Annotated in this window: 10 protein-coding genes and 2 pseudogenes; 10 read left to right on the top strand and 2 right to left on the bottom strand. The window is 63.9% G+C overall.

The annotated features are described in order from the left end of the window. The first annotated feature begins 226 nt into the window (after window positions 1-226). Together panE and B0G69_RS29685 are read left to right on the top strand one after the other, a co-directional pair. Window positions 227-1,162 carry a 2-dehydropantoate 2-reductase gene (gene panE, locus B0G69_RS29690; protein ID WP_121323469.1) on the top strand — a complete coding sequence of 312 codons (936 nt, stop codon included), beginning with the start codon at window positions 227-229 and terminating at the stop codon, window positions 1,160-1,162. A gap of 81 nt (window positions 1,163-1,243) precedes the next feature. Next, complete coding sequence (locus tag B0G69_RS29685) at window positions 1,244-1,543, top strand: hypothetical protein (protein WP_121323468.1); 300 nt, start codon at window positions 1,244-1,246, stop codon at window positions 1,541-1,543. A 93-nt stretch (window positions 1,544-1,636) separates the two neighbouring features. On the opposite strand, the pseudogene B0G69_RS29680 reads toward B0G69_RS29685, so the two are convergent. Further along, a pseudogene (locus tag B0G69_RS29680) lies at window positions 1,637-2,101 on the bottom strand (extracellular solute-binding protein); the annotation flags it as partial. Here B0G69_RS29680 and B0G69_RS29675 point away from each other — a divergent pair. The 8 genes and pseudogenes from B0G69_RS29675 to B0G69_RS29640 form a co-directional block, all read left to right on the top strand. After that, window positions 2,093-2,626, top strand: a pseudogene (locus B0G69_RS29675) (IclR family transcriptional regulator C-terminal domain-containing protein); the annotation flags it as partial. The pseudogenes B0G69_RS29680 and B0G69_RS29675 overlap by 9 nt on opposite strands. A 309-nt stretch (window positions 2,627-2,935) precedes the next feature. Beyond that, a complete protein-coding gene (locus B0G69_RS29670; protein WP_121323467.1) occupies window positions 2,936-4,477 on the top strand; it encodes an oligopeptide:H+ symporter in 1,542 nt (513 codons plus the stop codon). A gap of 209 nt (window positions 4,478-4,686) precedes the next feature. Next, complete coding sequence (locus B0G69_RS29665) at window positions 4,687-6,168, top strand: PLP-dependent aminotransferase family protein (RefSeq protein ID WP_121323466.1); 1,482 nt, start codon at window positions 4,687-4,689, stop codon at window positions 6,166-6,168. 407 nt (window positions 6,169-6,575) lie between these two features. Further along, window positions 6,576-7,028, top strand: coding sequence for an HU family DNA-binding protein (locus B0G69_RS29660; protein WP_121323465.1), 453 nt, complete (start codon window positions 6,576-6,578; stop codon window positions 7,026-7,028). A gap of 374 nt (window positions 7,029-7,402) precedes the next feature. Beyond that, a complete protein-coding gene (locus tag B0G69_RS29655; RefSeq protein WP_121323955.1) occupies window positions 7,403-8,812 on the top strand; it encodes a circularly permuted type 2 ATP-grasp protein in 1,410 nt (469 codons plus the stop codon). Window positions 8,813-9,004: 192 nt separating this feature from the next. Further along, the gene (locus tag B0G69_RS29650) at window positions 9,005-9,955 is read left to right on the top strand and encodes an alpha-E domain-containing protein (RefSeq protein ID WP_121323464.1); all 951 of its coding nucleotides are present in this window, start codon (window positions 9,005-9,007) and stop codon (window positions 9,953-9,955) included. Between the two features lie 11 nt (window positions 9,956-9,966). Beyond that, window positions 9,967-10,794 carry a transglutaminase family protein gene (locus B0G69_RS29645; RefSeq protein ID WP_121323463.1) on the top strand — a complete coding sequence of 276 codons (828 nt, stop codon included), beginning with the start codon at window positions 9,967-9,969 and terminating at the stop codon, window positions 10,792-10,794. A 213-nt stretch (window positions 10,795-11,007) separates the two neighbouring features. Beyond that, complete coding sequence (locus B0G69_RS29640) at window positions 11,008-11,880, top strand: proteasome-type protease (RefSeq protein WP_121323462.1); 873 nt, start codon at window positions 11,008-11,010, stop codon at window positions 11,878-11,880. A gap of 257 nt (window positions 11,881-12,137) precedes the next feature. On the opposite strand, the gene B0G69_RS29635 is transcribed toward B0G69_RS29640, so the two are convergent. After that, a complete protein-coding gene (locus B0G69_RS29635) occupies window positions 12,138-13,322 on the bottom strand; it encodes a porin (RefSeq protein ID WP_121323461.1) in 1,185 nt (394 codons plus the stop codon). Window positions 13,323-13,460 lie beyond the last annotated feature (138 nt).

Genomic DNA, 13,460 nt, shown 5'->3' with positions numbered 1-13,460 from the left:
GGCCGATAGTGAAGAAGCGGTGAGCGAGGGCGGCGCATCGCCGCGATTCATCTGACCTGAGCAGCCGTGCGCCGCGGCGACGCTGCATTGCAGCACGCGCCAAGCTCCGCAATCGTCGCCCATGCCTCGCGCCAATCTTTGCTACATTTCTGCACACACACTGTGTACGCGAGCCGGAACTCTCCAATAAGGCGCGCGCGACCGACATCTATCAAGAGGCGAAAAGATGCGAATTCTAGTAGTAGGGGCGGGCGCGGTAGGCGGTTACTTCGGCGGGCGTCTCGCGGCGGCGGGTCAGGACGTGACTTTCCTCGTGCGCGCGGGCCGGGCGGAAAAGCTGCAGCGCGACGGACTCGTCATCAGCAGCCCGCGCGGCGACCTCAAGCTGGACGGCATCAAGACGATCCTTGCCGGCGTCAGCGCCGAGCCGTTCGATCTGGTGCTGCTCAGCTGCAAAGCCTACAGCCTCGACGACGCCATCGATTCCTTCGCGCCGCTGGTCGGCGAGTCGACGCTGATCCTGCCGATGCTCAACGGCATGCGCCACATCGAGGTCCTCACGGAAAAGTTCGGCGCGTCGCGCGTACTCGGCGGTCAATGCGTAATCGCCGCGACGCTCAACGCCGAGCAGCACATCGTCCATCTGAACGACTTGCACGCGATCACTTTCGGCGAACAGGCGGGCGGCACGTCGGAACGCGTCCAGGCGATTGCGGACGCGATGGCCGATGCGAACTTCGATGTCTCGGTCAGCGACAACATCCTGTTGCGCATGTGGGAAAAGTGGGTTTTCCTGGCCACGTTGGCGGCGAGTACCTGCCTGATGCGCGGCTCGGTCGGCGATATTCTGGCCGCGCCGGACGGCAAGCGCGTGATCGAGAATCTGTTGGGCGAGTGCCGCGCGGTGGCCGAACACAACGGCTTCACGATGGGCCCGGACTTCGACGCGCGCGCCACCCAGACGCTGTTCACGCCTTCGCCGCTGACCGCGTCGATGCTGCGGGATGTGGAAAACCACTCGCATACCGAGGCGGATCACATTCTCGGCGATCTGATCGCGCGCGGCGGCGATGCGCAAAAGGGCGAGCACGGCCTGTCGCTGCTGCGCATCGCTTATAGCCATCTGAAGACGTACGAAGCGCGCCAGGCTCGCACGTCCTGAGCGCGGACCGCAGTCGCCGAGAGAGTGCAGGCAGGGGGTGAAGAAGGACCGTCATCGCAGCCTAACGATCGGAGGTGAAACATGCCGAGTCCAATTGGATCGGTGCCCGCACTGAGTGCCGCTTCGGCAACGATCTTCTCGATCGGCATCGTCTTTCTCGGCTACTGGGGCCTGTATGAGCCAACCAAATGGCGTCCCGCCGACATCGTCGTCTTCATCTGCGCGCTGATCGGCTTCGCTTGCCTCGGGCTCGTACCGTGGATGGCGACGAGTCCCGTCGAGCCGGAAAACAGCGATGTGCGCATCCGCATCGCGCGGCATCTGTTTCTCGCGGGCGCCATCGCGGTCTGGCTCGCGGTGGCGATCTCGGTGGTTTTCTGAATGCCACGGGCATCGCGTACGCCCCGTAGAAAACGCGCCCTGTAGCGGCAAGGCGCGTTGTCTTCCATCGAACCTGAACCTGAACCCGCGGATTTAGCGCTCGATCTGCCGGTTCCAGCGCGTGTCCCACTGCGCGCGATGCGCGTTGATCGTGTCCCAATCCACCACGGTCACCTTGCGGATCAGATCGTCGACGTTGCCGAGGCTTTGCTGCATCGGCGGCGTCATCTTCGCGAGATGGTTGGTCGGAATCTGCCTGCCGGCCTCGGCGGCTTTTGTCTGCGCCGGCGCGGACAGCAGGAATTGCGCGAGCTTTTGCGCCAGTTGCGGATCGGGATTGTTGTTGACCACGCACAGATCGACCAGCAGCAGCACCGGCCCTTCCTTCGGATTCACATAAGCGACCGGAATGCCCTTGTCCTGCAGATCGCCGACTCCGGTCGGCGTCAGCGGGAACAGACCCGCTTCGCCGGTCTGAACCATTTCGGAAATCTTCGCCGAATTCGGCACATACTCGACCACGTTCGGGCCCACCGTGCTCGCCCATTTGGTGAAGCCCTCTTCCTGCTGGTCAAAAGCAGCTTCGACGCGGTGTGCCTCGACATCTGCGAAGGGCCGTTTCCGATCCGCTCGTTTACGGGTGACATCGGCGGACGCGTCGCGTTGGGTGTCGGCCAGGGGAGCCTCGCGATTCTCGCGTTTCTGCCCGAGGCGGAGCGCGAGGAAATCATTCGCTTCAACGTGCCGCGGATTCGCGGCTACGGCGTGCTCGACGAAGTGTATTTGCGCACTGAGATCGAACGCGTGCGCCAATTGGGCTACGCGGGGCGCAATAGTGGCGTGCTCGACGGCATGGCCGGCGTGGCGGTGCCGATTCTGGACCGCACCGGCGTCGCGGTGGCGGCGCTGAGCGTCGGCACGCTGGCCGCGCGCCTGGGTGACGACCGTCTGCCGATGGTGGTGGAGTTGCTGCGGCGCCAGGCCGACGCGATCGGCCCGCAAACCAATCCGTTCGATGTCGCGCTGCGTCGCCCGATGCATGGTTTGTCGCGCGCGATGACGACCGAACGGATCACGGGATAAGCGGCGCAACAAGAGGCGCTGGGCGGCGCGGCGCCCCCTTTCCCGCGATGCTTTATCATTGGGCCCGCTCCGCTTGCCGGAGCCGAGCCCGAGGCGGCGCAGCTTACCGCGAGGCGGGCCTCCATACCCCATCCTCCGGTTTTTCCGCTGGTAATTGGCGCATGGGCGTGCGATCGAGCACGCCGATGATGACGCCCGCGCGTATGCGCCAACCGCGCAAGGCTTCGCCAACCGCTTTTCCAGATCCCGTATTTTGCGCCGCGCGGCCCGTTCGCGCGACGCCGCAACCGTTCGAACAAGAGGTACACGATGAACTCATCCCACCCGTCGGACGCACGCGTCTCGCAGACCCGTTCGTTTTCGACGGTCTTTCTGATCGAGATGTGGGAGCGTTTCGGCTATTACGGCATGGCCGCATTGCTCGTGCTGTTCATGATCGGCAAGCTGAACTTCACCGACAGCCACGCGACGCTCACGTGGGGCGCATTCACGGCGCTGGTGTACGCGTCGCCGTCGATCGGCGGCTGGATCGGCGACAAGATTCTCGGTGCGCGCCGCACGATGATCTTCGGCGCCGGCGTGCTGAGCGCCGGCTACTTCATGCTGGCGCTGCCCAACGACCAGCTCGCGTACATGTACGCGTCGCTCGGCGTGATCGTGGTCGGCAACGGCCTTTTCAAGGCGAACGCGGCGAACCTCGTGCGCCGCATTTACGAAGGCGACGACGCGCGCATCGACAGCGCGTTCACGATCTACTACATGGCGGTCAACATCGGCTCGACCGTGTCGATGCTCGCCACGCCGTGGATCAAGGACCATTGGGGCTGGCACGCGGCGTTCGCCCTGTGCTGCGCGGGCATGCTGCTGTCGGTGCTGAATTACTTCGTCATGTTCCGCACGCTCGCGCATATCGGCTCCGCACCGGATGCCGAACCGGTGCGCTGGAAGCGTGTCGGCGCGGTCGCGCTCGGCGGCCTCGTGCTCGGTGCGGCGACGATGTTCGTGCTGCAGCACAAGGCGATCGCGGTGGCCTGCGTGTATGCGGCGGGCCTCGCGATTCTGGCGATCTTCGGCTACATGCTGATGAAGTGCGAACGCTCCGAGCGCGCGGGACTCGTCGCCGCGCTGATTCTGACCGCGCAGGTGATCCTGTTCTTCGTGTTCTACGTGCAGATGTCGACCTCGCTCACGCTGTTCGCGCTGCGCAATGTCGATCCGCGTTTCACGCTGTTCGGCGCGACGCTGTTCACGTGGAGCGCCGCGCAGTTCCAGGCGCTCAACCCGATCTGGATCATGCTGCTGAGCCCGTTGCTCGCGCTGCTCTACACGAAGCTCGCGAGAAACGGCAAGGACCTGCCGGTGGCGGTGAAATACGCGTTCGGTTTCGCGGTGGTGGCGGCCGGCTTCTTCGTGTACGCGGCGAGCGGCAACTACGCGGTGGATGGGCGCGTGTCGTCGTGGTTCATGGTGGGCGGCTACGGCCTGTATTCGCTGGGCGAATTGCTGGTGAGCGGGCTGGGACTCGCGATGATCGCGCGCTACGTGCCCGCGCGGATGAGCGGCTTCATGATGGGCGCTTACTTCGTGGCGACCGGCGTGTCGCAGTACCTCGGCAGCGTGGTCGCGAACTTCGCGCAGATGCCGGCCGGCAATCTCGATCCGCTCGAATCGTTGCAGCTCTACATCAGGCTGTTCAACGGTCTGGGCTGGCTCGCGGCGGCCGGCGCGCTGGTGGCGGTCCTGTTGCTGCCGCTGATGCGCAAGCTGTCGCGCGAACATCAGCGTTGCGGCGATGAAGCGCGGCAAAACGCGCGGCAAAACCCGGCACTTGATAGCGTGGCGACGGAATAATCCGCTACAGCTGCGGAAGCGGCGCGAGCCACTTCCGCGACCCACACACGATCAAAATGGCGCGCTCGCATAGCAAGTCGCGCCATTTTGCATTTCAGGCGCGCAGCCCTTCGTCCATATCCGCTGCGATGGCGGCGCCAGAGGTAAGCTTACGTTCGTCATTGGTCTTCGAAACAACCGTTTCCCAGATATTTGGGGTAGCCACCCGCATGGACATACATATCGCGGTCGAAGGGCATCACGATCTGGCTGGACAGATCTATCGGCAGTTGCGCGCCGGCATCGTCGAAGGACGGCTCGCCGGCGGCACGCGGCTGCCGTCCACGCGCGATCTCGCGACGCAACTTAACGTGTCGCGCAAGACCACGCTCGACGTCTTCGAGCGGCTGCTCTCCGAAGGCTATCTGAGCGCGCGTGCCGGATCGGGCACCTTCGTCGCCGACGGTCTCGAGCGTTTGCCGGCGGAACGCTCCGCGCAGGCGCGCGCAGCGCAGTCGTCGCGCGAGCGGACCCAGGCGAAGGCCAAAGCCGCGGCCGCGCGCGCCCAGCCGCTGTGGGAAGAGATGCCCGGAAGCTTGCCGCTGCCGCGGCCGTCGGTGCCGTCGCCGCAGGATTTCGTCGGCGGCGCGACCGACAAGGCGCTGTTCCCTTTCGACGTCTGGCGCCGCTGCGTGAATCACGCGTTGCGTACGCAGGCGCGCAGCCCCGGCACGTATCGCGACGCGGCGGGCGAGCAGGAGCTGCGCCTCGCGATCTCGCGCTACCTCGCATTCAACCGCGCGGTGGCGAGCAACTGGGAAGACGTGATCGTCACGCAGGGCGCGCAGCACGCGCTCGATCTGATGGCGCGCATCACGCTGCGGCCCGGTGAAGTCGCCGCGCTCGAAGATCCCGGCTATCCGCCCGCGCTTGCGTGTTTCAAGGCCACCGGCGCGCGCGTCGTGCCGGTGCCGGTGGACAGTCAAGGGTTGATCGTCAGCAAGCTGCCGGACAAGGCACGGCTCGTCTACGTGACGCCGTCGCATCAGTTTCCGCTTGGCATGCCGATGAGCCTCGAGCGTCGCGTCGAACTGCTCGAATGGGCGCAGAAGCGCGGTGCGGTGATCATCGAGGACGACTACGACTGCGAATACCGCTTCGAAGGCCGGCCGATGGAGCCGCTGAAGAGCCTCGATCGCGCCGGACTGGTCGCCTACGTAGGCACGTTCTCAAAGACGATTTTTCCGGAGCTGCGGGTCGGCTACGTGGTGCCGCCGGCATCGCTCTATGGTCCGCTCGTCAAGGCGCGTCAGATCGCCGACTGGCATGGCTGCACGCTCACGCAAACCGCGCTCGCGTCTTTCATGCTCAACGGCGACTTCGCCAAGCATCTGCGGCGCATGCACAAGATCTACGCGGCGCGCCGCGCGATGCTGCTCGACCATCTGCACGGCGACCTCGCACCGTGGTTCGAACCGATCGTGCCGACCGCCGGCATCCACATGGCGGCGCGTCTGCGCGCGCCGTTGACGGAGCAGGCGGTGGTCAACGCGGCGCGCGAGGCGTCGATCGGTTTGTATGGGTTGACGCCGTTTCATCGGCATGCGCAGCCGCGGGCCGGCCTGATGTTCGGCTACGGCAGCATCGCGGTCGAGCACATCGATGCGGCGCTCACGACACTCGCCGCCATCCTGCCGCGTGTGGCGCATTGACGCCTGTCGCTAGCCGGGGTTCGTGCGGCCGGGCACGTTCTGCCGCAGGTCGAATCGTCATCTGTTGCGCTGCGACGCGCGCCCGAACCGCGGTTTAACACGGTGTTATTCGCCATCGCAAAGCACCTGGCGCAGCCGTACGCCGAAGACGAATGTGCCTGTATTCATGCATCGAAACGAACTGTAACGTGCGTTACGTGTTCGTGTTGCGCAGCGTGCCGACACACGTTTACCCGCTAAAACAAGCATCAAAATGAGTTGTGGAGTCTGCGCCACGCAACAAACCTGCGAGGGAATACACAAAAGAGTCGCGCAAATCGTATTGGCGCTTGTAGAATCCGGCGTTGAAGCGTGCGCATACGGTGTGCGCTTCTTGCAATTCACTGACCACAACAGGTAGGAGAAACATGCCGACTTCCGCAAAAAAGGTGGCCAAGAAGGCTGCTGCCCCGGTACCGACCAAGAAGGTTGCTGCAAAGAAAGTCCCTGCGAAGAAAGCCGTCGCAGCTAAGAAGGTCGCCGTGAAGGCTTCCAGCGCACCGTCGCCGATCAAGGACACCTTCACGAAGGCCTCGCTGGCTACTCACGTCGCTGAACGCGCTGCTGTCGAACCGAAGACCGCCAAGGCCGTGCTGGCCGCGCTCGAAGACACAATCCTCGGCGCCGTCCACAAGAAGGGCGCTGGCGAATTCACGCTGTCGGGTCTTCTGAAGATCGTCGTGCAAGCTGTGCCAGCGAAGAAGAAGCGCTTCGGCAAAGACCCCTTCTCGGGCGAAGAGCGTTGGTTCCCGGCCAAGCCGGCTAGCGTTCGCATCAAGGCGCGTGCGCTGAAGAAGCTGAAAGACGCTGCAGCAGGCTGATCGCGCATCGAGCGTGGCCGTGGTGTCGACCGTCATGGTTTGACATGACCTCGGCTCACGTTTGAGCCGGTTCGCTATGCGAGGTGTCCCGAAGTCCCCGTGGATGAAAATCCACGGGGACTTTTTTGTGCGTCCTCAGCGTGCGAGTTCCGCTCGCGTGCATCACGGTGCCGCGAATGCACTGTACTGGCGCATCGTGATCCGCCGCAGTACGATGGCAGCGAAGGCTTGCCGGCGTGGGATGCGCTGTTAGCGTGCATGCAACGTGTTCCGTACGCTAAAAGCTCAATGGCATAGCGCTTGCTTGATCGATTGTCGAACACCGAATGCGCAGCGCATTCGCCTTCTATCCGACAACAAGAGCGGGGCGTGACATGCGATGCTATGACGAGATGCGTCATCATGACGATGCCGTGCGGCCACACTACGCACGCTTCGAGCGATGGTTGGTCAAGCAGGGCAACGAGGCGATCGCGCGCAAGCGTGCGGAAGCGGACTTGCTGTTTCGTCGGGTCGGCATCACCTTCGCGGTGAACGGCGATTTGTCCGGCACGGAGCGGCTGATTCCCTTCGACCTGATCCCGCGCATCATCCCGCGCGGCGAATGGCAGACGCTCGAAGCCGGTCTGCGTCAGCGCGTGCAGGCGCTCAATCTGTTCATCCACGACGTCTATCACGATCGCAACATCGTGCGCGCCGGCATCGTGCCGGCCGAGCAGGTCTATACCAATGCGCAGTACCGGCCCGAGATGCAAGGCGTGAATGTGCCGCTCGGTGTTTACGCGCATATTGCCGGCGTCGACGTGGTGCGCGCAGGCGACGAGGGCGAGTTCTACGTGCTCGAAGACAATCTGCGGGTGCCGTCGGGCGTTTCCTATATGCTCGAAAACCGCAAGATGATGATGCGGCTTTTCCCCGAGCTGTTCGTGCAGAACCGCATTGCGCCGGTCGCGCATTATCCCGATCTGCTGCTCGATACGTTGCGCTCGGTCGCCCCCGAAGGTGTCGACGATCCGGTCGTGGTGGTGCTCACGCCGGGCATGTACAACTCCGCGTATTTCGAACACACCTTCCTCGCGCAGCAGATGGGCGTCGAACTGGTGGAAGGCAAAGACCTGTTCGTCGACGACAACTATGTGTTCATGCGCACCACGCAGGGGCCGAAGCGCGTCGACGTGATCTATCGTCGCGTCGACGACGACTTTCTCGATCCGCTCGCGTTCCGCAACGACTCGGCGCTCGGCGTGCCGGGCTTGCTGACCGCGTATCGCGCCGGCCGCGTGGCGCTCGCCAACGCGATGGGCACCGGCATCGCCGACGACAAATCGATCTACCCGTACGTGCCGGAGATGATCGAGTTCTACCTCGGGGAGAAGCCGATCCTCAACAACGTGCCGACGTTCCAGTGCCGCAAGCCCGACGATCTGGCGTACACCCTCGCGCATCTGCCCGAGCTGGTGGTCAAGGAAGTGCATGGCGCGGGCGGCTACGGAATGCTGGTGGGACCGGCCTCGACCACGGCCGAAATCGAAGCGTTCCGTGAACGCCTGATCGCGCGGCCGGCCGGTTATATCGCACAGCCCACGCTCGCGCTGTCCGCGTGTCCGACCTTTGTCGAAGCGGGCATCGCGCCGCGCCATATCGATCTGCGGCCGTTCGTGCTGTCGGGCAAGACCGTCACGATGGTGGCCGGGGGCCTCACGCGCGTGGCGTTGCAGGAGGGGTCGCTCGTCGTCAATTCGTCGCAGGGAGGCGGGACCAAAGATACGTGGATGGTCGACTGACGCCGTTGCGATGCGCTTGCCGCTGCCGCTCATCGGGCAGCCGGGCGGGCGCGTTCGCAGCCCAGCGCGCAGCGGCGGCACGCCATACGTGGTACGCAACACGCGGCACGCCGCCCGCGCATCCGGATAACCAGCGAGCCTGTACTTTCACTTTTAGCGTAAGCCTCGCCTCATCAGACACGGAACGCCGTCATGCTAAGCCGCACCGCCGATCACCTTTTCTGGATGGCCCGTTACATGGAGCGCGCGGAGAACACCGCCCGCATGCTCGACATCAACCTGAAGGCGCTGCTGTTGCCGCAGACCGCCGAACAGGAGGCGCGCGCGCAACGTTCGGTGCTGCGCATCTCCGAGCTCGAAAGCGCGTTCGCGCAGCGCTACGACGAGCCCACCCGCGAACATGTGCTCGACTTCATGGTCGCGGATGCGAACAACCCGTCGAGCATTCATTCGTGCCTGCAGGCCGCGCGCGAAAACGCCCGCGCGGTGCGCGGCACGTTGACGACCGAATGGTGGGAAACCATCAACGACACGTGGCTCGAATTCAACGAGCGCATCTCGTCCGGGCAGGCGGCGCACAATCCGGGCGCGCTGTTCGAATGGGTGAAGTTCCGCTCGCATCTGTCGCGCGGCGTGACGATCGGCACCGCGCTGCAGGACGACGCATTCTTCTTCACGCAGCTCGGCACCTACCTCGAACGCGCCGACAACACCGCGCGGATTCTCGACGTGCGCTTCGCGGATGTCGAACCGAATTCACGCGACGCCGCGCGCCAGCTCGAAGACTTCTATTACTGGACCTCGATTCTGAGTTCGGTGTCGGCGCTCGAAATCTACCGCAAGGTGTATCGCGACGTCGTCACGCCGGCGCGGGTGGTCGAACTGATGATCCTGAACCAGCAGATGCCGCGCTCGCTGCTCGCATCGGTCGACGGCGTCTGCACGAATCTGGCGATGCTGCGCACCTCGGGCTCGAACCAATGTGAACGTTTCGCCGGCAAGCTGCGCGCCGAGCTGGTCTATTCCGATATCCGGCAGATTTTCGAAGCCGGCCTGCACGCTTATCTGACTCAGTTTCTCGCTCGCGTGTTCGAGCTGGGCAATCTGGTCGCGCGTACCTATCTGATGCTGCCAGTCGCCTGACGGAGTTTTATATGTATCTGACGATCCGCCACGACACGTCGTATCGCTACGAAGCGACGGTCCATTATTCGATCCAGCAATTGCGCCTGACGCCAGCGAGCGGCGCCGCCCAGGTCGTGCGGCGCTGGAGCATCGATGCGCCGGGCAAGCTCGACGCGACCTTCGATGCGTACGGCAACGTGCTGCATACGCTGGTCATCAACAAGCCGCATAGCGAGATCCGTCTGCAGGTGTCCGGCGAAGTGGATACGATTCCGCTCGTCGACGGTCTGCTGCGCGACGCGGCCGGCCCGATTCCGCTCGAACATTTCACCTGCGCGACGCGGCTGACCGAGGCTGATGCGGCGATCCGCGAACTGGCCGCCTCGGTGCCGAGTCTCGCGAGTTCGGCGAGTCTGATCGAGCTGTCCGAGCAGATCGTGCAGCGCGTGAAGTATCGCCCCGGCATCACCGAAGTCACCAGCACGGCGGCCCAGGCGCTCGCGCTCGGTAATGGCGTGTGCCAGGACCATGCGCATCTGATGCTGGCGTGCTGCCGCGCGCGAGGCATTCCCGCGCGCTACGTGAGCGGCTATATCGAACCCGGCGACCTGTCCGCGATGGAAGCCTCCGCCGCGGCGCCGCACGGCGCGAGTCACGCATGGGTGGACGTGTGGCTCGACGGCAAGGGCTGGATTTCGATCGACGTCACGCATGCCGCGTTTGCCAGCGAGATCTATTGCCGGCTCGCCGTCGCACGCGACTACGAGGCCGCCGCGCCGGTGCGTGGACGGCGTATCGGCGGACTCGAAGAGCAATTGAAGGTGTCGGTGACGGTCAGCGCGCAGACGCCTCAGTAGACGGCCAAGGAGGCGCCTCGCGGACCCTGTGCGGCTCTGCCTCGCCATGGGGGTCCGGCGGAGCGCTCGAATGCTCATCCTTCAGGACGAGCCCGTCAAGGCCGACATACAGACAGCGGCGCAGAACAAGACGCGCAGAAGAGCGACGCGGAACAGAAACGCATGCGCGCCGCATTACAATAGCGCCGTTCAGTTGCTTTTCGCGGGTACCTTATGACCTACTGCGTAGCGATGGCCGTCGACGACGGTCTCGTGTTCCTGTCGGACACGCGCACCAATGCGGGCGTCGATCACATCAGCACGGCGCGCAAGATGTCGGTGTTCGAGCAGCCGGGCGAGCGCATGCTCGTGCTGCTGGGCGCCGGCAATCTGTCGCTCACGCAAGCGGTGCTGCACGAGTTGTCCGAACCTGCCGACCCCGCGTTGCCGACGCTCTGGAGCGCTCCCACGATGGCCGACGCGGCGCGCGTGGTCGGCCGCGCGGTGCGCTGCGTGCATCAGCGCGAGGCGCAGGCGCTGCAGGAGTTCGGCGTCGATTTCAATTGCAGCTTCATTCTCGGCGGGCAGATCGCCGGTAACCGGACGCGCCTGTTCATGATCTACGCGGCGGGCAACTTCATCGAAGCGTCGGCCGTGAATCCGTACTTCCAGATCGGCGAGGCCAAGTACGGCAAGCCGATCATCGACCGCGTGCTGACGCCATCCACGCCGCTCGACGAAGCCGCCAAGTGCGCGCTGATCTCGATGGATTCGACGCTGCGCTCGAACCTGTCGGTGGGCTTACCGCTCGATCTGCTGGTGTACGAGAAGGACGCGCTGCGCGTCACGCGATTCGTGTCGATCGATCATGGCAACGCGTACTTCGAGATGATCCACAGCACGTGGGGCGAGCAGTTGCGCCAGGTGTTCGGCTCGATTCCCGATCCGGACTGGCAGGACGCGGCCGATGTGCCGTCGTTGCAGCGCGAGCGGGCGCTAGTGCTGCATCGCGCGCCAGTCGGCGCAGACGGTATCGAGCATGAACTCGACGCGAAGCCCGCGCAGACGCTCGCGCAGGCGGATAAAGGGAAGACGCAGCGGCGCTAGGGTATACCGAGGAATACGAAGGTCGTCGCGAGTCCGGCAAGGGGCTCAGCGGCGGCTTTTTTTGCCACGTCACTTTCCGTTGCCGTTGCCGATGCCGTTGCCGCGCTTGCGCCCGGTTCTCGCCGGCGGACAAGCGCATCGACCCGCACCCGCCCAGCCGCAAAAACCATCACCTCAAGACGAAAAAAAGCCAGCCATCGGCATTGCCTCTGGCTGGCTTTTGACTACGTCGCTTTCAGCTACGTAGCAAGTCCCGATTAGAACTTGTGACGGATACCGAGGCTGACCATGACCTGGTTGTCGGTGCTCGCCTGATTGCCGTACGAACCGATCGAAGCCGTAGCGGAGACGAGCTGACCCGTGGTCGGATCACGCTGTTCGCCGCTTGCATGCTGCCATGCGCCAACGAGGTACAAGTCCGTGCGCTTCGAGAGCGAGTAATCGCCGCCCAGCGACACCTGGTGATACGTCGCCGATGCGTCGCCCGAGCCCTTCGTGTATGCGTAGCCGAGACCCAGCAGCGCTGCCGGCGTGACCTGGTAGCCCAGGTAGACGCGGCCGACGTTGAACTTCTGCGTGCTCAGGAAGCCCGACTGCGAGTCCGGCTTGTATTGCGCGTTGCTGTAGCTCAAGTTGGCCGTGAACGGGCCCGTGACGTACTGGACAGCAGCCGAAGCGATGCCGATCGACTTCGACGAAGCGTAGGCCGAGTTGATGCCAGCATTATCCGGGAACGCGGAGTCGAACGTGCCGTCAGACGTAGCCGTCGTGCTCCAGCCCGCGCGCTGCGGCAGCGTCGTCGATGAGTTGCTTGCGTGAAAGTAGCCTGCGGCGACGCTGAACGGACCGGTCGCATACGTTGCCGCGCCTGACCACGTCTGGCCCGAACCCGTCGAGCCTGCCACGCCGCCCAATGCGTACATACCTTCGATCTGGAAGCCAGCGAACACCGGCGACACGTACTTCAGCGAGCTGTTCGTGCGCGAGCTGTTGTCGTTGTTGTCGACGTCACCCGGCGTAGCGAACGTGCTGCCGAAGTAGTTGTCGCCCGTCAGCGGCTGGACCATGTCGACCAGCGGGTCGTACTGACGACCAGCCGTGAACGTGCCCCACTGATCGGCGGCCAGACCGACGTAAGCTTGACGACCGAACAGGCGGCTGCCTTGCTGCAGCTTGCCCGAGTTGATGTCAAAGCCGTTTTCCAACTGGAAAATGGCCTTCAGGCCGCCGCCCAGATCTTCCGAGCCTTTCAGGCCGAAACGGCTACCCTGGAGGTTGCCGCCGAACAATTGCACCACGCTGCCACCAACGGGGGTGGCGTTGTTCACGTATTGGACCGATTCATCGATCAAGCCATACAGGGTGACGCTGCTTTGAGCATGTGCCACGCCGGTGACGCCCAGCAGCGCCAGCGAGAGGGTAGACAGTGCGATTCGTTTCATCCATTTCTCCACGCATGATTAGTTTCGTTGTTGCGGAAAGGAGAATAGCTCACGGTGTCTGCCGGCAAGAACTGGAAAAAAAAGAGTGTCGTCAAAAACCGACAAATCACGCAAAGCCTTGTATTTAAAGACCGTTAA

This window comes from Paraburkholderia sp. RAU2J, assembly GCF_003634845.1.
In the GTDB taxonomy this organism is placed as follows: Bacteria; Pseudomonadota; Gammaproteobacteria; order Burkholderiales; family Burkholderiaceae; genus Paraburkholderia; species Paraburkholderia fynbosensis.
Note: the sequence above shows the minus strand (reverse complement) of the source record. Positions and strands in the feature narration are given on the sequence as shown.

Coding starts and splice junctions, on each gene's coding strand:
- B0G69_RS29650 (WP_121323464.1), top strand. CDS start 9,005: ATGCTAAGCCGCACCGCCGATCACCTTTTCTGGATGGCCCGTTACATG.
- B0G69_RS29655 (WP_121323955.1), top strand. CDS start 7,403: ATGCGATGCTATGACGAGATGCGTCATCATGACGATGCCGTGCGGCCA.
- B0G69_RS29670 (WP_121323467.1), top strand. CDS start 2,936: ATGAACTCATCCCACCCGTCGGACGCACGCGTCTCGCAGACCCGTTCG.
- B0G69_RS29635 (WP_121323461.1), bottom strand. CDS start 13,322: ATGAAACGAATCGCACTGTCTACCCTCTCGCTGGCGCTGCTGGGCGTC.
- B0G69_RS29685 (WP_121323468.1), top strand. CDS start 1,244: ATGCCGAGTCCAATTGGATCGGTGCCCGCACTGAGTGCCGCTTCGGCA.
- B0G69_RS29660 (WP_121323465.1), top strand. CDS start 6,576: ATGCCGACTTCCGCAAAAAAGGTGGCCAAGAAGGCTGCTGCCCCGGTA.
- panE (WP_121323469.1), top strand. CDS start 227: ATGCGAATTCTAGTAGTAGGGGCGGGCGCGGTAGGCGGTTACTTCGGC.
- B0G69_RS29665 (WP_121323466.1), top strand. CDS start 4,687: ATGGACATACATATCGCGGTCGAAGGGCATCACGATCTGGCTGGACAG.
- B0G69_RS29645 (WP_121323463.1), top strand. CDS start 9,967: ATGTATCTGACGATCCGCCACGACACGTCGTATCGCTACGAAGCGACG.
- B0G69_RS29640 (WP_121323462.1), top strand. CDS start 11,008: ATGACCTACTGCGTAGCGATGGCCGTCGACGACGGTCTCGTGTTCCTG.